The organism is Streptomyces calidiresistens, from assembly GCF_014141525.1.
Lineage (GTDB): Bacteria > Actinomycetota > Actinomycetes > Streptomycetales > Streptomycetaceae > Streptomyces > Streptomyces calidiresistens.
The window spans coordinates 1-18,280 of sequence record NZ_VKHS01000029.1; the positions used below are offsets into that span (position 1 = coordinate 1).

Sequence of the window (18,280 nt, forward strand, 5' to 3'; positions counted from 1 at the left end):
GGGGGGGCCGGGGGCCCGGCCGGGGCCGGACCGGATCGACCGGTCGGGACGCCGGGCGGGGGATCGCCGAGGACAAGGACCTGGAGTCGCTGCGGGACCGGCTGCGGGACCGTGCCCGGGCCGCGGTCGACCGCGCGTTCGAGGACACCCCGGTCACCGGCCCGGGTCGCGGGGGGCGCGGCGGGAAAGCCGCCGGGGCACCGGGCTCCGGGGACGACGCCGGCGCCGCCGCGGGGCCGACGATCGAGCGGCGCACCGGGTTGACCTCGTGGAGCGTCGGGGAGCTGCCGACGCTCGTGGAGACGCGGCGCGGCGGGCAGCCGGTGCGGGCGTATCCGGCGCTGGCCGACGAGGGCGCCTCGGTGGGCGTGCGGCTGTACGACACGGAGGCGGAGGCCGCGGAGGCGATGTGGGCCGGGACGCGGCGGCTGGTGCTGCTGCGACTGCCCTCGGATCCGGCGCGGTTCGTGACCCGGAAGCTGGACAACACGGCGAAGCTGGCCCTGGCCTCCTCCCCGCACGGGGACGTGCAGGCGCTGCTGGCGGACTGCGTCTCGGCGGCGGCGGACCGCCTGATCGCGGCGCACGGCGGGCCGCCCCGGGACGAGGCGGGGTTCACGAAACTGTTCGACTCGGTGCGGGCGGACATCACGGACCTGACGCTGCGTGTGGTGGGACAGGTGCGCGAGGTGTTGACGGCGTTGCAGGCGTGCGAGCGGCGGCTGGCGGGGGTGCGCAGTCCGGTGCTGGCGCCGGCGGTGGCCGATGTCCGCGAGCAGCTGGCGTGGTTGACGCCGGCGGGGTTCGTCACGCGGCACGGGGTGCGGCGGTTGCCGGACCTGATGCGGTATCTGACGGCGGTGGACCGACGGTTGCAGCAGATGCCGCACCAGGCGGAGCGCGATCGGGCGCGGATGGCCAAGGTGCGGGAGATGCTGGCGGAGTACGCGCGGCTGCGGGCGCGGTTCCCGGAGGGGCGGCCGGTGCCGGAGGCGGTGCGGGAGATCCGGTGGATGATCGAGGAGCTGCGGGTCAGCTACTTCGCGCACGCCCTGGGGACGGCCCGGCCGGTGTCGGACAAGCGGATCCTCAAGGCGGTGGAGGCGGCGACGCCGTGAGGGAGGCGGGTCGGCCGATGGGCCGGCCCCCTCCCGAACGGGGACCGCGCGTGCCGCTCCGGTCGCTTTCGGTGAATTGGCTCCGGGTGTCGCGCCCGGGGTAGAGTCTCGTCTCGAGCGAGGTCCTGTGGAGCAGTTTGGAGTGCTCGCCACCCTGTCAAGGTGGAGGCCGCGGGTTCAAATCCCGTCAGGACCGCGTCGACGGCGGATCATCCGAGGATGGTCCGCCGTTTTCGTGTGCCCCGATACCCACGCCCCCCCGATACCCACGCCCCCCGGATACCCACGGGCCCGGATACCCGGACACCGACCCGAAGGCCCGCGCGCCCGGACGCCGGGCGGCGTGATCCGGGGAGGGGTTCCGCCGGGGGCGTGCGCCGGAGCGGCCCGGATGCCGGCGCCTTCCGGAGCGTCTCCCCGCCCCCCGGCCCGGGGTCCCCGGAGCGGGGGCGGAAGCGATGGGGAGGCCGGGCGAAGGGAAGCGGAACCGAATCCGGAGGATCCGGTTCCGCCGGCCGGCATGAGGAGTACCCTGCCGGGTATGGGCCCGGTGACGGCCCGTCGGACCCCGCCCGATCGTGAAGGGCCCACGCGGAACGGGCCCATCCACTACATCAAGATCATCGGGGATCGCAAGAGCACGCCGATGTGACGGGAGTCACGGAACTTCCCGGACGGATGGGTCCGTATCCCCGGCCCCGGGAGGGCTCACATTTCATATGTGCCATTGCACCGGCCCGGGAAGCGGCACCTCCCCGGCGCCGCCCCGCCGCTCGCGCGGCCCCGGAAACGGCCCGGATTCCTCTCCCGCGGGTGGGCGCCTGCCCCATTTCCCGACCGCCACACCTTTCCCGGGAAAACCGGCGAACCCGGGAAACCGGCGGGAAAATCCGAGGGGGTGCCGGGGGCCGGGGCGGAGTGGTGGCCCCCATCGCGCCGGACCGCCGCCGGGTGCGCCGCCGGGTGCGCGGGCGCACGAAAATCGCGCCGGACTCGGCGGAGTCCGGCGCGATGGGGTTCGCGCTGGTGCGGGGTGGGGGCCCCGCCGCCCGGTCGGTGCCGGGGCGTGGCGCGGGATGCTCAGGCCTCGCCGCGCTGCTGCGGAATGCCCGCGAGGAGCGCGCGCACCTCCGTCTCGCGATAGCGGCGGTGCCCGCCGAGCGTGCGGATCGACGTCAGCTTGCCCGCCTTCGCCCAGCGTGTGACCGTCTTGGGGTCCACGCGGAACATGGTGGCAACCTCCGCCGGGGTCAGCAGCGGCTCGGCATCAGGGGTGCGAGCGGTCATGAGCGGCCTCCTTGAGAGAACCGAACCAATACGGTTCTTTCCTCTTGAATTCTGCACCTTGACCCGCGTTGCCCGAAATCAGGTGAGGCGGGTCGAGTCGGTTATAGGACGAACGGCTTGTCCTCGGCACTACAACTACACCATCCGTCCAGCCTGCTCGACCAAACCGATGGAATTGCGCTCCGAGGGGTCCAACCTCGGCGGATGCCGGATGGACCATCCCATAGCGGACAGTTACCCACGGGTGACCATCCGTCATGCGACACCAAGGTCCCACGAATCCCGCCAAGGAGTGCCATACGGATCCATCCGCCCATCGGCGGACAGAAGGAGCCCACCGGGGCTCCTTGTCCTATTTTGACACGAGGAAGGCACTTGAAGGCAAGAGACCCCCTCGATACCTTCCGTGCCATCCGTCACCCTTGGGGCCAACTTGTGGCTTTCGTCCCGGTGATGACACTCCAAGGGCTCCACCCCCCGGGGCCTTGGACCCCCCCGGGTGGGCCGAAGTCCCCCGGGGCACCGCACCCGCCTCCCTGCCGAGGACATCGCCAACAATGTCCGGAAAACGACGTTTCACGACCTCCCGGAGGGGCCGGGACTCCGGACCCGGGCCCATCGGCACCCTCGCCGCACCACCCGGGGACGGCCCCCGGCACCGATGACCCGCGCACCGACCGCCCGGGAACGGGCCGGTGCGGACAACCGATCGGCGGTCGGTGAACGCTCAGTTGGCGAACTGCCGCTCACGGATCTCGAGCCAGCGTCCGGTCAACTCCTCGTACAGGGCGTCCGCGCGCTCGAGTTCCCCGGCCGCCAGAGCGGCCAGCGCCGAGTTCACATCGGCCGCCGAGTGATCCTCGGCCAACCGTTCCGCGGATATCGTATGCACCAATCCGCCGTAGTCCAGTTCGACCAACGAACGCGGGTGGAACTCCTCCAGCCAGCGGCCCACGTCCACCAGCGCGTCCTCCAGCGGCCCGTCCGGCAACTCCCCGCGCACCGTGCGCAGGGCCCGCGCCACCCGGCGCCGGGCCTGCACCATCGGCGTGCGGTACCGCAGGCGGGGCGCCCGGCCCGGCGAGGCGGGCGTCAACTTCCGCTCCTCGTCGGAGAAGAGGACGAACCACCGCACCGGCACGTGCCACAGCGCCGACCGGATCCACGGGCGGGCCCCGGGGTGCCGCTCGCGCCACCGGTCCCGGGCCGCCGCCGCCCGCCGCCGGGCCGCCGGCGGCAGCGCGGCGTCCAGCACCGAGGGCGGCATCATCCATCCGTCCACCTCGGACAGGGCCAGCCAGGAGCGCAGCCGGGTGCGCCAGGGGCACACGCACAGCACGCCGTTGAGGGTGGTCACGAACGCGTCGGCGCTCTCCCGCTCCGGTGCCGCGCGCGGTGGCACGGCCACCGTCCCGGCGAGGGCGAGCCGGATCTCGTCCTGCTCGTCGGGCAGGCGGTCCCGCTTGGCGTAGGCCGTCCAGTACGCGCGCTCCGGCTCGGGGAAGGCCGTCAGGGGCTCGTACACCCTCAGGTAGGCCGCGTACGGCACCTTCGACACCACGCACCCTCCTCACCGCTCCGGCCACGGGGCGCGCCCGGCGCCGCACGCCGGTCCGGGGTCCCGTCGCGCCCCGCGCCCGCCGGACGGCGCGGGTGCCCCCATGATCGCGGCTCCCGCCCCTCCCGGCCAGTGCGCGAATCGGCCGGGTCGGGAGTCGGGTCCCGGTCGGAACCGGCCCGGGGCGGGCGGTGCGGGCGGCGATCCGGGGGCTGTGACAAAGTTGTGGCCTCCCGGCGGGAGGACGCGCCGTACAGTCGTGACAACCGGCCCTCCCCACCCGCAGGAGGGCATCTCTCCCGACCTACAGGAGTCACCACCGTGGCTGATGTACGTCCCGCCGACAGCGTCGTCGGCGCGCAGACCCCCGAGTCCCCCGGCGGCACCCCCCGGAGCCCGGTCACCACCGGCAGGGGCGACCTCCCCCACTCCGGGGATGTCGATGTGCTCGACATCCTCTTCCGCTCCGAGACCGAGGGCGGGCACGAGCAGGTCGTGCTCTGCCAGGACCGGGACAGCGGCCTGCGGGCCGTCATCGCGATCCACTCCACCGCCCTGGGCCCGGCCCTGGGCGGCACCCGTTTCCACGCCTACCCCGGCGAGGCCCGCCCGGAGGCCGCCGCGCTGCACGACGCCCTGAACCTGGCGCGCGGGATGAGCTACAAGAACGCCCTGGCCGGCCTCGCCCACGGCGGCGGCAAGGCCGTGATCATCGGGGACCCGGCGCAGGACAAGAGCGAGGAACTGCTGCTGGCCTACGGCCGCTTCGTGGACTCCCTGGGCGGCCGGTACGTGACCGCCTGCGACGTGGGCACCTACGTGCAGGACATGGACGTCGTCGCGCGGACCTGCCGGTGGACCACCGGTCGGTCCCCGGAGAACGGCGGCGCCGGCGACTCCTCGGTGCTCACCGCCTTCGGTGTGTTCCAGGGCATGCGGGCCGCCTCCGAGTACCGCTGGGGCACCGCCGACCCGGCCGGGCGCCGGGTGGCGGTCGCGGGCGTCGGCAAGGTCGGACACCTGCTGGTCGACCACCTGGTGGAGGCCGGGGCGGAGGTGTTCGTCACCGACGTGCGTCCGGAGGCCGTCGAGCGGGTCCGCGCCGCGCACCCGGACGTCGTCGCGGTGGCCGACGCGGACGAGCTGATCCGCATCCCGAACCTGGACGTGTACGCGCCGTGCGCGCTGGGCGGGGCCCTGAACGACGCGACCGTGCCCGCGCTGACCGCCTCGGTGGTGTGCGGCGCGGCCAACAACCAGCTGGCCCACCCGGGCATCGGCAAGGACCTCGCCGCCCGCGGCGTGCTGTACGCCCCGGACTACGTGGTGAACTCCGGCGGGGTGATCCAGGTGGCCGACGAACTCCGCGGTTTCGACTTCGCACGTGCGAAGAAGCAAGCGGCCCGGATCCACGACACGACGCTGGAGATCTTCCGGCTGGCCGAGCGCGAGGACGTGCCGCCGGTGACCGCCGCCGACCGGATCGCCGAGCAGCGGATGGCCGCGGGGCGCTGACCCGCACCGGGCGGCCGGCCGGACCGGGGGCACCTCCTCCGGCCGGTCGCCCGACCGCCGACACGCCCGCCCGCGCCGCCGGCGCCGACCGGCCCGGGACCGCGCTCGCGTAAGACATGTCACGTCGCCCGTCCCGATTCCATCCGGAAAGACGGTAAAATCGCATCTGACCAGCGGGGAATCCCCGCCGGGGACGGATGTCGGCGTCGCGTGTCCCGTGGACGGCGTACCGTAGGCTCCGGGAAGCGGGTACCGTTGAAGTCCGGTGGGTCGGGCTCTACCGGACCCACTCCGTGTCATGAACGCATGTCGACAACTCCGGGGCCGGTGAGCCCCTACGTTGAGGGGGTCGAGCCAATGGGGCGCGGCCGGGCCAAGGCCAAGCAGACGAAGGTCGCCCGCCAGCTGAAGTACAACAGCGGTGGGACCGATCTGTCACGACTTGCCGAAGAGCTGGGTGCTTCCACTCCGAGCGGGTCGCCGAACGGCGACCGCTTCGAGGACGACGAGTTGGAGAACGACCCGTACGCGCGCTACGCGCAGATGTACAACGAGACCGACGACGACGAGGCGGACGAGGACAACCCGCCGTCGGGACAGCGCCGCCGCTGATCCCGACGCGCCCGGCGCCCCGGCACCGGAACCGTCCCCCGGCGACCCGGTCGCGACATGCGTCACATTCGGTGACGTCCCGTCGCTCCACCGTTCCCCGCCGGTGCTCCATCACCTCCCGCACGGCACGACCGCCGGTCCGGCCCCAGCCGGACCGGTTATCGTGCTGTCCGGCTCCCCCCGCCGCGGCGGGGCCCCCGGAACCCGGTCGGAGGGCCCGGGCCGGGGAACCCGCGGGGGTCGGGCGGATCACGCGGGATGATCGCCGATCAGTCGGGCCCCGGAGTCGCCGTCCCCGGCCTCCACCACGCGTCCCAGGGTCCAGGCCCCCACCCCGCGCGCGGCCAGCGCCGACAGCGCGGTGTCCACCGACCCCGGTGCCACCACCGCGACCATGCCGACGCCCATGTTCAGGGTCCGCTCCAGTTCCGCCCGCTCCATCCGGCCCTCCGCCCCGACCAGGGAGAAGATCGGCGCGGGGGTCCAGGTCGCGCGGTCCGGCTCGGCGCGCAGGCCGTCCGGGATCACCCGGGCCAGGTTGGCGGCCAGGCCGCCGCCCGTGATGTGGGACAGCGCCCGCACCCCGGCGTCGGGGGTGCGGATGAGGTCCAGGCAGTCCAGGGCGTAGATCCGGGTGGGCTCCAGCAGCTCCTCCCCCAGGGTGCGCCCCAGCTCGGGCACGTCCCGGTCCAGCTCCCAACCGGCGCGCTCCAGCAGCACGTGCCGCACCAGCGAGTAGCCGTTGGAGTGCAGACCGGAGGAGGCCATGCCGATGAGCACGTCGCCGGCCCGCACCCGCTCGGCGCCCAGCAGTTCGTCGGCCTCGACGACACCGGTGGCGGCGCCCGCCACGTCGTACTCCTCCGGGCCCAGCAGCCCGGGGTGCTCGGCGGTCTCGCCGCCGACCAGGGCGCAGCCCGCCAGGGCGCAGCCCTCGGCGATGCCCTTGACGATGGCCGCGACCCGCTCGGGCACGACCTTGCCCACGCAGACGTAGTCGGTCATGAAGAGCGGCTCGGCCCCGCACACCACGAGGTCGTCGACGACCATCGCGACCAGGTCCCGGCCGATGGTGTCGTGCACGTCCATGCGCTGGGCGATCGCGACCTTGGTGCCGACACCGTCCGTGGCGGAGGCGAGCAGGGGGCGACGGTAGTCGCGCAGCGCGGAGGCGTCGAAGAGGCCGGCGAAGCCGCCGAGGCCACCGACGCTCTCCGGGCGCTGGGCGCGGGCCACCCACTTCTTCATCAGCTCGACGGCGGTGTCGCCGGCCTCGATGTCGACGCCCGCGGCGGCGTAGGAGGCGGCCTCGGGGGTGGGGGAACTGTCCTTCACGGTGTCTCTTCGACCTCTTCGCTGGATGTGGTTCGCCGGGTGGTTCGCCGGCCGGTGCGCCGGATGCCGGAGGGTCCGGCGCCCGGGGCGTCGGGCGCCCTGGGGCGGGACGCCGGACGGCCGGGCGTCACGGGCGGCGCAGCGCGTCCCCGGCACCCACCCCGGCGGTCGCCGAGCGCACCCCGTCGGGGTCGGTCAGCGGACCGTCGGCGACCGGGTCCGTGCCGGGGCCCGGACTCCCGCCGGCGTTCGGCGAGGCCGTTTCCAGCAGGTTCTTGCCCAGCCGCTCCGGGTCGGGCAGCTCGACGGGGTACTCGCCGTCGAAGCAGGCCCGGCAGAGGTTGGGCTTGGCGATGGTGGTGGACTCGATCATCCCGTCGATCGAGATGTAGGCCAGGGAGTCGGCCCCCAGGGAGGCCCCGATCTCCTCGACGCCCAGGCCGTTGGCGATCAGCTCGGCCCGGGTGGCGAAGTCGATGCCGAAGAAGCAGGGCCACTTGATGGGCGGGGAGCTGATCCGCACGTGCACCTCGGCGGCCCCGGCCTCGCGGAGCATCCGCACCAGGGCGCGCTGGGTGTTGCCGCGCACGATCGAGTCGTCCACGACGACCAGGCGCTTGCCGCGGATGACCTCGCGCAGCGGGTTGAGCTTGAGACGGATGCCGAGCTGACGGATGGTCTGGCTGGGCTGGATGAAGGTGCGGCCGACGTAGGAGTTCTTCACCAGGCCGGAGCCGTAGGGGATGCCGCTGGCCTCGGCGTAACCGATGGCGGCGGGGGTCCCGGACTCGGGGGTGGCGATCACCAGGTCGGCGTCGGCGGGGGCCTCGGCGGCGAGCCGGCGGCCCATCTCCACCCGGGAGAGATGGACGTTGCGGCCCGCGATGTCGGTGTCGGGGCGGGCCAGGTACACGTACTCGAAGACGCAGCCACTGGGCTTCGCTTCCGCGAATCGGGAGCTGCGCAGGCCGTTCTCGTCGATGGCGATCAACTCGCCCGGCTCGACCTCGCGGACCCGGGAGGCGCCGACGATGTCCAGGGCGGCGGTCTCGGAGGCGACGACCCAGCCGCGCTCCAGCCGGCCGAGGACCAGCGGGCGGAAGCCCTGCGGGTCGCGGGCGGCGTAGAGGGTGGTCTCGTCCATGAAGACGAAGCTGAAGGCGCCGCGCGCCTTCCCCAGGACCTCGGGGGCGGCCTGCTCGACGGTCAGCGGGGTGCCGTCGGGGGCGATCTGCCCGGCGAGCAGGGTGGTCACCAGGTCGGTGTCGTTGGTGACGGTGACCCGGTTGCGGGAGCCCTTGGCCGCGCCGGGGAGCTCCTCGACCATGGCGGCGAGGTCGGCGGTGTTGACCAGATTGCCGTTGTGGCCCAGGGCGATCGAGCCGTGGCCGGTCGCCCGGAAGGTGGGCTGGGCGTTCTCCCAGGTCGGGGAGCCGGTGGTGGAGTACCGGGTGTGCCCCACCGCGATGTGGCCCCGCAGCGAGCCGAGGGAGGTCTCGTCGAAGACCTGGGAGACCAGTCCCATGTCCTTGAAGACGAGGATCTTGGAGCCGTCGCTCACGGCGATGCCCGCGGACTCCTGGCCGCGGTGTTGCAGGGCGTACAACCCGAAGTAGCTGAGCTTGGCGACCTCCTCGCCGGGGGCCCAGACGCCGAAGACGCCACAGGCGTCCCGCGGGCCCTTCTCGCCGGGGTTGAGGTCGTGACTGAGTCGTCCATCACCTGGCACGCCTTCGAGTCTAGGCCGGCCGGGCGACGGTACCGAATCCCCGCGGACCGCCCCGACCGTCGGGCCCCCTCTCCCACCTGCGACGCAGCGCGGGGAATGAGACCGGAATCACCGTTTCCCCGCCCTCGTGCGCCCCCTTCGCGCGCCGGGAGGCGGGCACGGGTCGGCGTGCGCCCGGTTTCGGACCCGGACGCGGGGGCGCGGCACCGGCGGGCCCCGGACGGGAGGTCCCGCGGGAGGGACCGGGTCAGCCCAGGACGGGAAGGTGGTCGGCGAGGGAGCCCGCCCGTTCACCGCTCGCCTTCAACCGTCCGGTGGCCACCGCGAGCCGCCAGGCCACCCGGCCGGACGCCAGCCGCATCCAGGTGATCGGGTCGGTCTCCACGACGTTCGGCGGGGTCCCCCGGGTGTGCCGGGGGCCGGCGAGGCACTGCACCACGGCGAAGGGTGGGATCCGCACCTCGGTGGAGGACCCGGGGGCCCTGTCCGCCACCGCGTCGGCCAGCACCCGCACCGTCGTGGCCAGCGCCATCCGGTCCAACCGCACGGGCGAGCCCAGTGCCCGGGTGAGGTCGTCGGCGTGCACCACGGTCTCCACCAGCCGGGTCACGGTGAAGTCCAGGGCCCGCATCGAGCCGAAGGGCACCGGCAGCAGCACGTCCTCGCGGATGCCGGTCTCGATCACCGACTCCAGTTCCTCCGCCGCCCCGCGCAGGGCCGCCGCGAGGTCCCCGATGGCGGCGGCGTCGCGACGGGCCTCCTCGTCCAGCCGCTTCGCCCGGGACCCGGTGGACAGCACCCAGCCCGACACGTCGCAGGCCGGGCGGTTGCCGGGGGGCGCGGGCTCGGCCAACAGCCGGGGCAGGGAGTCGATCTGACGCACGAGGTGGGCGACGAGGTGTCGGACCTCCCAGCCGGGCAGTCCGGTCTCCCGGTCGAACTGTCCCGGCGTGAGCCCGTCCACCGCCAGGCGCAGGAATTCCACCTGGGCCAGCAGGGCGTCCCGGACCCGGTCGGGCCGGTGGGTACGAGGCTTGCGACGGACTGTGGACATGTCTGGAGCTTACGGCCTGACGCGGTGGTTATCGCCCCGTCCACACCGGTATCCGGGGCCCCGGGCCGACGCACCCGGCACCTCCGTGACACCGGGCTCCGGAGCCCCGGGGGTCGGCGGCCCGGAGCGGCAGGGGAGGGCACGGACCGACCCGCGGGGACACGGCTCGGTACGGCCCGGGAACAGTACGGCGACGGAGCGCCGACCGCACTCCCCCGACCGGCGTCGATGTGCCAGGATGCGCCCATGCCTATCGCGGACCGCTACCTCGGCGAGGACGAGGAGTTGCTCTACTGGACGCGCCAGCACTGGACCACGCTGGTCAGCGAATTCCTGATGCTGTGCGTGGTGGCCGCCGTCACCGGGGCCGTGCTGTGGTTCCTCCCCTCGGAGGAGCAGTGGTACGACACCGCCATGTGGGTGGTCATCGGCGCCGGCGCGGTCGCCGCCTGCTGGGTCTGGTTGATCCCCATGCTCCAGTGGCGCTCCACCGTCTACGTGTTGACCACCAAGCGCCTGCACAAGCGGATGGGGTTCATCACCAAGGCCGGGCGCAGCATCCCGCTCTCCCGGGTCAACGACGTCTCCTACAGCGTCAACCTGTGGGAGCGGATCATGCGGTACGGGACGCTGAACGTCCAGTCCGCCTCCGAGCAGGGGAAGATGGTGCTGCGGCACGTCCCCGACCCGGAGCTGTTCAAGTCCAAGATCTACCACCAGCTCGACCGGCTCTCCGCCGGCGAGTCCGACGGCACCCGGGTCTGACCCGGGCGGTCGTCCCCTCCGGTCCGCGCGCGTCGGCGGCCCACCCCCGCCCGGGGGTGGGCCGCCGACGCGCGTTCGGGGCCGGTGGGAGCCCCGGGGCCCGGCCGGTCAGCCGAACAGCTCCGGCAGGGTCCGCTCGTGCGCGGCGCGCACCTCGGCCAGCGGCAGCGTGAAGGCCCCCTGCACCTCGATGGTGTCGCCGTCCACGACACCGACACGGGTGACGGGCAGGCCCCGGGCGCCGCACATGTCGTTGAAGCGGACCTCCTCCGAGCGCGGCACGGCCACCACGGCCCGTCCCGCCGACTCGGAGAACAGGAAGGTGAAGGCGTCCAGGCCCTCGGGCACCACCAGGCGGGCGCCGCGTCCGCCGCGCAGGCAGGACTCGACGACGGCCTGGATCAGCCCGCCGTCCGAGAGGTCGTGCGCGGCGTCGATCATGCCGTCCCGGGAGGCGTTGATCAGGATGTCGGCGAGCAGCCGCTCCCGCTCCAGGTCCACCCTCGGCGGCACACCGCCGAGGTGGTCGTGGATCACCTGCGCCCAGGCGGAGCCGCCGAACTCCTCGGCGGTCTCGCCGAGCAGGTAGAGCAGCTGCCCCTCCTCCCGGAAGGCGATCGGGGTGCGGCGGGTGACGTCGTCGATGACGCCGAGGACGCCGACCACCGGGGTGGGGTGGATGGCGGTCTCGCCGGTCTGGTTGTAGAGGGAGACGTTGCCGCCGGTCACCGGGGTGCCGAGCTGTCGGCAGGCGTCGGCGAGGCCGCGACAGGCCTCGGCGAACTGCCACATGACGCCCGGGTCCTCGGGAGAACCGAAGTTGAGGCAGTCGGTGACGGCCAGCGGGCGGGCCCCGGCGGCGGCGACGTTGCGGTAGGACTCGGCCAGCGCCAGCTGCGCCCCCGTGTAGGGATCGAGCTTGGCGTAGCGGCCGTTGCCGTCGGTGGCGACCGCGACGCCGAGGTTGGTCTCCTCGTCGACGCGGATCATCCCGGAGTCCTCCGGCTGGGCGAGGACGGTGTTGCCCAGCACGTACCGGTCGTACTGGTCGGTGATCCACGCCTTGGACGCCTGGTTGGGCGAGGAGACCAGGCGCAGCACCTGCTCGCGCAGCTCCTCGCCGTTGGCCGGCCGGGCCAGCGCGGCCGGGTCGTCGGCGATCAGGGCGTCCTGCCACTGCGGGCGGGCGATCGGCCGGTGGTAGACCGGGCCCTCGTGGGCGACGGTGCGCGGCGGCACGTCCACGATCCGCTCGCCGTGCCAGAAGATCTCCAGCCGGTCGCCGTCGGTGACCTCACCGATGACGGTGGCGATCACGTCCCACTTCTCGCAGATCTCCAGGAAGCGCTCGACCTTCCCCGGCTCCACGATCGCGCACATGCGCTCCTGCGACTCGCTCATGAGGATCTCCTCGGGGGAGAGCGAGGAGTCGCGCAGCGGAACGGTGTCCAGCTCCACGCGCATGCCGCCGGAGCCGGCGGAGGCCAGCTCGGAGGTGGCGCAGGACAGGCCGGCGCCGCCGAGGTCCTGGATGCCGGTGACGAGGTCCTCGGCGAAGATCTCCAGGGTGCACTCGATGAGGAGCTTCTCCTGGAAGGGGTCGCCGACCTGGACGGCGGGCCGCTTGGCGGGGCCCTCGGCGTCGAAGGTCTCGGAGGCGAGCACGGAGACGCCGCCGATGCCGTCGCCGCCGGTGCGGGCGCCGTAGAGGATGACCTTGTTGCCGGTGCCCGACGCCTTGGCGAGGTGGATGTCCTCGTGCTTCATCACGCCCACGCACAGGGCGTTGACCAGCGGGTTGCCCTGGTAGCAGTCGTCGAAGACGACCTCGCCGCCGATGTTGGGCAGGCCCAGGCAGTTGCCGTAGCCGCCGATGCCCGCGACCACGCCGGGCAGGACGCGGCGGGTGTCGGGGTGGTCGGCGGCGCCGAAGCGCAGCGGGTCCATCACGGCGACCGGTCGGGCGCCCATCGCGAGGATGTCCCGGACGATGCCGCCGATGCCGGTGGCCGCGCCCTGGTGGGGCTCGATGTACGAGGGGTGGTTGTGGGACTCCACCTTGAAGGTGACGGCGTAGCCCTGGCCGATGTCCACGACGCCGGCGTTCTCGCCGATGCCCACCAGCAGGGCGTCGGTCTCGGGGGCCTTCTCGCCGAACTGCCGCAGGTGGACCTTGCTGGACTTGTAGGAGCAGTGCTCGGACCACATGACCGAGTACATGGCCAGCTCGGCGCCGGTGGGCCGGCGGCCGAGGATCTCCCGGATGCGCTCGTACTCGTCCTCCTTGAGGCCGAGTTCGGCCCAGGGCTGGGGCGAGTCCGGGGACTTGGCGGCGTGCTCGACGGTGTCCAGGGGGGTGAGGGGGCTCATGCGATGCCAACCAGATTCTTGACGGCCGAGGTGAAGAAGCCGAGTCCGTCGGTGCCGGATCCGGTCAGGTCCTCGACGGCGTGCTCGGGGTGGGGCATGAGGCCGACGACGTTGCCGGCCGCGTTGGTGATCCCGGCGATGTCGCGACGGGAGCCGTTGGGGTTGAGGTCCAGGTAGCGGAAGACGACCCGGCCCTCGCCCTCCAGCTCGTCGAGGGTGTGCTCGTCGGCGACGTAGCCGCCCTCGCCGTTCTTCAGCGGGATGGTGATCTCCTGGCCGGCGGTGTAGTCGCGGGTCCAGGCGGTGTCGGCGTTCTCCACCCGCAGGCGCTGGTCGCGGCAGATGAAGTGCAGGTGGTCGTTGCGGGTCAGGGCGCCGGGCAGCAGGTGCGCCTCGCACAGCACCTGGAAGCCGTTGCAGATGCCGAGGACGGGCAGGCCGGCCCGGGCCCGCTCGATGACGGTGCCCATCACCGGGGAGAAGCGGGCGATGGCGCCGCAGCGCAGGTAGTCGCCGTAGGAGAAGCCGCCGGGGAGGATGACCGCGTCCACGTCCCGCAGGTCGGTGTCGCGGTGCCACAGGGCGACGGGCTCGGCGCCGGCGAGGCGGACGGCGCGGGCGGCGTCCCGGTCGTCGAGGGAGCCGGGGAAGGTGACGACGCCGATCCGGGCGGTCATCGGGTGCCCCCGGTTCCGGCGGTGTCGGCGGGGGCCGTGGACTCCTCGACACGCACGGTGAAGTCCTCGATGACGGTGTTGGCGAGGAAGGTCTCGGCCATCTCGCGCACACGGGCGAGGGCGGCCTCGTCGGCGGGGCCTTCGAGTTCGAGTTCGAAGCGCTTGCCCTGCCGGACATCGGCGACGCCGTCGAAGCCGAGACGGGGCAGCGCGCGCTGCACCGCCTGGCCCTGGGGGTCGAGGATCTCCGGCTTGAGCATGACGTCGATGACGACGCGAGCCACTGGTACTCCCGGTGAGGTAAGTGCTTGACGCTGCACGCCTCAGCGTACCGGGCATCGAAATCTACACGGGTAGATATCGGACACCGCCGGCTTCCGACCACACTTCCGGGAACTCCCGTCCCGTACTCCCGGGTCACGGTGGGGTATCGGGGAAGAAAAACGCGCCGGATAATGATAAAAGGAAGGTATGGCACCGCCCGGGAGGCGCGTCGGGACCGAAAACATCGGGTCGGCGTCGCGATTGCGGGGCGGTCCCCCGGGAACGGCGAACACGACGGAGGACGACGTGTTCATCCCGGTCGGCAGCCTATCCATCCATCTGATCGGGAACCCCCGGAGACCGTTCCGGCGAACCGGGGGACGATCATTCCGAAAGGACCGATAAATCGTGGCTCAGCAGGTAGTGGTCACGCTCTCCGACGACCTCGACGGCGGGGAGGCCGCAGAAACGGTCACCTTCGGACTCGACGGCAAGTCCTACGAGATCGACCTGAACACGGAGAACGCTCGCAGGCTGCGCGATGCCCTGGCCCCCTTCGTGGAGTCCGGACGCAAGCAGACCAAGTCCGGAAAGTCCTACCGTCACCTGCCGGTCGCCCCCGACCCCAAGACGGTGCGCGCCTGGGCCGAGTCCAACGGCATGGAGGTCCCCGCCCGCGGTCGGATCCCCAAGAAGGTCTACGACGCCTTCAACGCGGCCCACTGAGGCGCCGGTTGACCACCCGGGGGAGCCGACTTGCCAGGCACCCCGGGTGATCGGCTAGAGTCTGGAGCACGCCGAGGGGCGAAGCCGGAAACGGCGAAACCCCACCGGTCGCGCGGGTGTAGCTCAGTAGTAGAGCGCCCCTTTTCCAAAGGGGAGGCGCAGTGTGCGATTCCTGTCACCCGCTCCGTCGATACCGACCGTGTCCTCCTCCTCGCGGGGAGGCCGGGTGGATCGGTCGAAAAGTCGGAGGAAGGGGTTGACCCCCTCTTTCCCACCGAACATCGGGATCGGGCCGATGGTCCACTCTCCTCCTTCGACGCTTCGCGGACGTAGCTCAGCTGGTAGAGCGCAACCTTGCCAAGGTTGAGGTCGCCGGTTCGAACCCGGTCGTCCGCTCCGGTGAACGGGCCCGATTTCCCTCCGGGGAAATCGGGCCCGTCGCGTTGTGCGCCCGCGCGAACCGGCACGGTTTTCCGGTACGCCCCGTTCCCGGTGATCACATCCGGGCGATTCCGATGACCGTCCCCGCGCCCGGCCGGCTGTTCCGCCCCCGCTCGGCCTGACATTTGTCATACGGGTCGATGACAGCGGGCACTGCCGCCGGCCCCCGCCCGCGGGGAGGCTGGGGACATGAACGAGCGGGAGAACGTGATCGAGGTGACCGGCCTGCGCCGGCGCTACGGACCGGCGGGCCCCGACGGCTTCGAGGCCGTCCGGGGCATGGACTTCACCGTGCGCAGGGGGGAGGTGTTCGCCCTGCTGGGCACCAACGGCGCCGGCAAGACCTCCACCGTGGAGCTGCTGGAGGGCCTGGCCGCCCCCACCGACGGACGGATCCGCGTGCTGGGGCACGACCCGTACCGCGAGCGCGCCCTGGTCCGCCCGCGGATCGGCATCATGCTCCAGGAGGGCGGCTTCCCCTCCGACCTCACCGTGACCGAGACCGCCCGGATGTGGGCCGGCTGCACCACCGGCGCCCGGCCGGTGGGCGAGGCCCTGGAGATGGTCGGCCTGGAGCACCGGGCGAAGGTCCGCGTCAAGCAGCTCTCCGGCGGCGAGCGCCGCCGACTGGACCTGGCCATGGCGCTGGTCGGCCGCCCCGAGATCCTCTTCCTCGACGAGCCGACCACCGGCCTGGACCCCGAGGCACGGCAGCGCACCCGGGAGCTGGTCCGCGCCCTGCGCGCGGGCGGCACCACCGTGGTGCTCACCACGCACTACCTGGAGGAGGCCGAGACCCTGGCCGACCGACTGGCCATCATGCGGGCCGGACGGATCGTGCTGGCCGGCACCCCGGACGAGGTCCGCGCCGCCCAGCCCTCCCGGATCCGCTTCACCCTGCCCGCCGGACTCGACGCCGGGGAGCTGCCCGCCGGCATCGGCGAGGTCGTCCCCGACCCCACCGACCCCCGCACCGTGGAGGTGCGCAGCCGGAGCCTCCAGCGGGACCTGACCGACCTGCTGCTGTGGGCCCGCGAACGGGACGTGGAGCTGACCGGCCTGGACGCCCGCTCCGCCTCCCTGGAGGAGGCGTTCCTGCGGATCGCCGAGAGCGACGCCGGGGCCGGGGAGGCGGGCGCGACGCACGCCGAACCGGTCGGGGCGGGCGCCTGACCCCTCCCGGGTGACGCATCGCACACCCGCCGGCGTCCGCCCGGCACCGCGGCCGGGGCTCCCGCCCGGCGCGCACCGCGCCGGGACATCGGCACCCACCCGACACCACGCACCACGCACCACGAAGGGGGCGACCACCGTGACCGTCTCATCCCGCGCCACCGACACCCGCACCGCCGACACCCGCGCCGCCACGACCGGCCCCGCGGCACCCGGCGGCCACGACACCACCCCCGCGCCGCCGCCCGCGCCGCCGAAGGCCGGCGCCCGCACCGCCCGTCGGCTGCTCGGCCTCCCCGACCCCGCCGCGCTGCGCCGCATGGGCTCCATCGGCCGCGCCGAGCTGACCCTGCTGCTGCGCAACCGCACGGCCCTGATGATGGCGCTGATCATGCCGTTCTTCATGGCCGCCGCGACCTACTCGGTGAGCCGGGAGATGGACCTGGCCGAGGTCGGTCTGAGCGTCGGGGCGCTCGTGATCACCGGCGGCATCGGCATGATCCTGCTGTTCGTCGTCTACTCCAACGTCATCTCCGTCTACGTCGCCCGGCGCGAGGAGCGGGTGCTCAAGCGGCTGCGCACCGGTGAGCTGTCCGACGGGGAGGTCCTGGCCGGGGCCGCGCTCCCGTCGGCCGTGCTGGCCCTGGCCCAGTGCCTGCTGCTGGTGGGCATCGGCACGGCCGCCCTGGACATCGGCTTCCCCGAGCAGCCGGTGACCCTGCTCCTGGGGCTGCTGCTCGGCCCGGCGCTGATGGTGCTGCTGGCCGCCGTCACCGCCGCCTTCACCCGCACCGTGGAGAGCGCGCAGATCACCGCGCTGCCGCTGTTCATGGTCTCCGCCTTCGCCTCGGGGTTGATCGTGCCGCTGGAGACGCTGCCGGACACGATGGCCGACATCTTCCGCTTCCTGCCGATGACACCCGTCATCGAGCTGGTGCGCGGCGGCTGGCTGGGCACCCTCGAGGGCACCGACGTGCTGCGCGCCCTGGCGATCGCGCTGGTGTGGACCGGTGTGGCGGTGTTTGCTGTACGCCGGTGGTTCCGCTGGGACCCCCGCGCCTGACCGGCCGACCCCGGCCGGTGGGGCACCGAACCGCAGTACCCGACAGCGCCCCGCCCCCCGGGGCCCCGCGAGGAGAGCCGCACCCGTGACGCGCAGATGGCCGACGCTGGAGCCGCTGGCCCCGGTCCACCGGTTCCGCCGCTCCAGCGGAGGCGTCCGCTTCCACCAGTACACCCGCTGGGCGATCTACTTCTTCGCCGTCATGGAGGTCGGGCTGATCCTCCTGTGGGTGGTGGGCATGGGACCGGGGGTCGACCCCCTGCCGGCCGCGCTGCTGCTGGTCGTCGGCGGCGCGCACGCCGCGGTGAACCTGATGCTGAGCCGCGACGGGCTGAACCACTACCTGGGTCACGGGCCCCGCCCGGACCGCCTCTTCGCGCTCTTCGCCGTCCTGACCCTGCTCGGTCTGCTGGTGGGGGCGGGGTTGCTGCGGACCGGGGCGCTGCCGACGAACTCGGCACCGGCGATGGTGTGGTTCCCGATGTTCTTCGCCGGGCCCGCCCTGCTGGTCCGTCCGGTGGCCGTCGGCTCGGCCTGGAGCGCGGCGGCGGTGGGTACGGCGGTCCTGGCCGCCTCGGCGGGCGGGGTGGGTG

The 18,280-nt window shown here is 73.1% G+C and carries 15 protein-coding genes, 3 tRNA genes and 1 pseudogene; 11 read left to right on the forward strand and 8 right to left on the reverse strand.

Annotated features, from left to right (window positions below; all coding sequences use genetic code 11):
- Nucleotides 1–1,118: DUF3418 domain-containing protein (locus FOE67_RS02815; RefSeq protein WP_182660146.1), on the forward strand; the 1,118-nt coding region annotated here is incomplete at its 5' end.
- Nucleotides 1,119–1,239: 121 nt separating this feature from the next.
- Nucleotides 1,240–1,314, forward strand: a tRNA-Asp gene (locus FOE67_RS02820).
- A gap of 884 nt (nucleotides 1,315–2,198) precedes the next feature.
- On the opposite strand, the gene bldC is transcribed toward FOE67_RS02820, so the two are convergent.
- The gene (bldC, locus tag FOE67_RS02825) at nucleotides 2,199–2,405 is read right to left on the reverse strand and encodes a developmental transcriptional regulator BldC (protein ID WP_143618509.1); all 207 of its coding nucleotides are present in this window, start codon (nucleotides 2,403–2,405) and stop codon (nucleotides 2,199–2,201) included.
- Between the two features lie 727 nt (nucleotides 2,406–3,132).
- Nucleotides 3,133–3,963 carry a DUF8083 family protein gene (locus FOE67_RS02830; RefSeq protein ID WP_182660147.1) on the reverse strand — a complete coding sequence of 277 codons (831 nt, stop codon included), beginning with the start codon at nucleotides 3,961–3,963 and terminating at the stop codon, nucleotides 3,133–3,135.
- 444 nt (nucleotides 3,964–4,407) lie between these two features.
- Between FOE67_RS02830 and FOE67_RS02835 the strand changes: the two genes are divergently transcribed.
- Nucleotides 4,408–5,478: a Leu/Phe/Val dehydrogenase gene (locus tag FOE67_RS02835; protein ID WP_182660156.1), complete on the forward strand. Its 1,071-nt coding sequence runs from the start codon at nucleotides 4,408–4,410 to the stop codon at nucleotides 5,476–5,478.
- Nucleotides 5,479–5,835: 357 nt separating this feature from the next.
- Nucleotides 5,836–6,090: a DUF3073 domain-containing protein gene (locus FOE67_RS02840; RefSeq protein ID WP_182660157.1), complete on the forward strand. Its 255-nt coding sequence runs from the start codon at nucleotides 5,836–5,838 to the stop codon at nucleotides 6,088–6,090.
- A 249-nt stretch (nucleotides 6,091–6,339) separates the two neighbouring features.
- Here the strand turns inward: FOE67_RS02840 and purM are convergent, their stop codons facing one another.
- The 3 genes from purM to FOE67_RS02855 all read right to left on the reverse strand — a co-directional run bounded on the left by purM (nucleotide 6,340) and on the right by FOE67_RS02855 (nucleotide 10,208).
- Nucleotides 6,340–7,425: a phosphoribosylformylglycinamidine cyclo-ligase gene (purM, locus tag FOE67_RS02845; RefSeq protein ID WP_182660148.1), complete on the reverse strand. Its 1,086-nt coding sequence runs from the start codon at nucleotides 7,423–7,425 to the stop codon at nucleotides 6,340–6,342.
- 127 nt (nucleotides 7,426–7,552) lie between these two features.
- Nucleotides 7,553–9,154 (reverse strand): amidophosphoribosyltransferase, encoded by a 1,602-nt coding sequence (purF, locus tag FOE67_RS02850; protein WP_182660149.1) that lies wholly within the window; start codon nucleotides 9,152–9,154, stop codon nucleotides 7,553–7,555.
- Between the two features lie 247 nt (nucleotides 9,155–9,401).
- A complete protein-coding gene (locus tag FOE67_RS02855) occupies nucleotides 9,402–10,208 on the reverse strand; it encodes a maleylpyruvate isomerase family mycothiol-dependent enzyme (protein ID WP_182660150.1) in 807 nt (268 codons plus the stop codon).
- Between the two features lie 246 nt (nucleotides 10,209–10,454).
- Between FOE67_RS02855 and FOE67_RS02860 the strand changes: the two genes are divergently transcribed.
- A complete protein-coding gene (locus FOE67_RS02860; protein WP_182660151.1) occupies nucleotides 10,455–10,973 on the forward strand; it encodes a PH domain-containing protein in 519 nt (172 codons plus the stop codon).
- Nucleotides 10,974–11,081: 108 nt separating this feature from the next.
- On the opposite strand, the gene purL is transcribed toward FOE67_RS02860, so the two are convergent.
- The 3 genes from purL to purS are packed head-to-tail and all read right to left on the reverse strand — an operon-like array spanning nucleotide 11,082 to nucleotide 14,304.
- Nucleotides 11,082–13,343 carry a phosphoribosylformylglycinamidine synthase subunit PurL gene (purL, locus tag FOE67_RS02865; protein ID WP_182660152.1) on the reverse strand — a complete coding sequence of 754 codons (2,262 nt, stop codon included), beginning with the start codon at nucleotides 13,341–13,343 and terminating at the stop codon, nucleotides 11,082–11,084.
- Nucleotides 13,340–14,020 carry a phosphoribosylformylglycinamidine synthase subunit PurQ gene (gene purQ / locus FOE67_RS02870; RefSeq protein WP_182660153.1) on the reverse strand — a complete coding sequence of 227 codons (681 nt, stop codon included), beginning with the start codon at nucleotides 14,018–14,020 and terminating at the stop codon, nucleotides 13,340–13,342. The genes purL and purQ overlap by 4 nt, the downstream gene beginning before the upstream one ends.
- Nucleotides 14,017–14,304 (reverse strand): phosphoribosylformylglycinamidine synthase subunit PurS, encoded by a 288-nt coding sequence (gene purS, locus FOE67_RS02875; RefSeq protein WP_182660154.1) that lies wholly within the window; start codon nucleotides 14,302–14,304, stop codon nucleotides 14,017–14,019. The genes purQ and purS overlap by 4 nt, the downstream gene beginning before the upstream one ends.
- Nucleotides 14,305–14,692: 388 nt before the next feature.
- On the opposite strand from purS, the gene FOE67_RS28815 reads away from it, so the two are divergent.
- The 6 genes and pseudogenes from FOE67_RS28815 to FOE67_RS02905 form a co-directional block, all read left to right on the forward strand.
- Nucleotides 14,693–15,010 (forward strand): histone-like nucleoid-structuring protein Lsr2, encoded by a 318-nt coding sequence (locus tag FOE67_RS28815; RefSeq protein ID WP_143620246.1) that lies wholly within the window; start codon nucleotides 14,693–14,695, stop codon nucleotides 15,008–15,010.
- 112 nt (nucleotides 15,011–15,122) lie between these two features.
- Nucleotides 15,123–15,194 (forward strand) — tRNA-Gly (locus FOE67_RS02885).
- A 139-nt stretch (nucleotides 15,195–15,333) separates the two neighbouring features.
- Nucleotides 15,334–15,406 (forward strand) — tRNA-Gly (locus tag FOE67_RS02890).
- A 234-nt stretch (nucleotides 15,407–15,640) separates the two neighbouring features.
- On the forward strand, nucleotides 15,641–16,624 hold the full coding sequence (locus FOE67_RS02895) for an ABC transporter ATP-binding protein (RefSeq protein WP_182660155.1): 984 nt from the start codon (nucleotides 15,641–15,643) through the stop codon (nucleotides 16,622–16,624).
- 139 nt (nucleotides 16,625–16,763) lie between these two features.
- Nucleotides 16,764–17,687 (forward strand): ABC transporter permease, encoded by a 924-nt coding sequence (locus FOE67_RS02900; RefSeq protein WP_323384103.1) that lies wholly within the window; start codon nucleotides 16,764–16,766, stop codon nucleotides 17,685–17,687.
- 85 nt (nucleotides 17,688–17,772) lie between these two features.
- A pseudogene (locus tag FOE67_RS02905) lies at nucleotides 17,773–18,280 on the forward strand (hypothetical protein); the annotation flags it as partial.

Bases quoted from the DNA above. Each gene is read 5' to 3' on its own strand.
- bldC (WP_143618509.1), bottom strand. From the start codon at position 2,405: ATGACCGCTCGCACCCCTGATGCCGAGCCGCTGCTGACCCCGGCGGAG.
- FOE67_RS02840 (WP_182660157.1), top strand. From the start codon at position 5,836: ATGGGGCGCGGCCGGGCCAAGGCCAAGCAGACGAAGGTCGCCCGCCAG.
- FOE67_RS02855 (WP_182660150.1), bottom strand. From the start codon at position 10,208: ATGTCCACAGTCCGTCGCAAGCCTCGTACCCACCGGCCCGACCGGGTC.
- FOE67_RS02860 (WP_182660151.1), top strand. From the start codon at position 10,455: ATGCCTATCGCGGACCGCTACCTCGGCGAGGACGAGGAGTTGCTCTAC.
- purL (WP_182660152.1), bottom strand. From the start codon at position 13,343: ATGAGCCCCCTCACCCCCCTGGACACCGTCGAGCACGCCGCCAAGTCC.
- purQ (WP_182660153.1), bottom strand. From the start codon at position 14,020: ATGACCGCCCGGATCGGCGTCGTCACCTTCCCCGGCTCCCTCGACGAC.
- FOE67_RS02895 (WP_182660155.1), top strand. From the start codon at position 15,641: ATGAACGAGCGGGAGAACGTGATCGAGGTGACCGGCCTGCGCCGGCGC.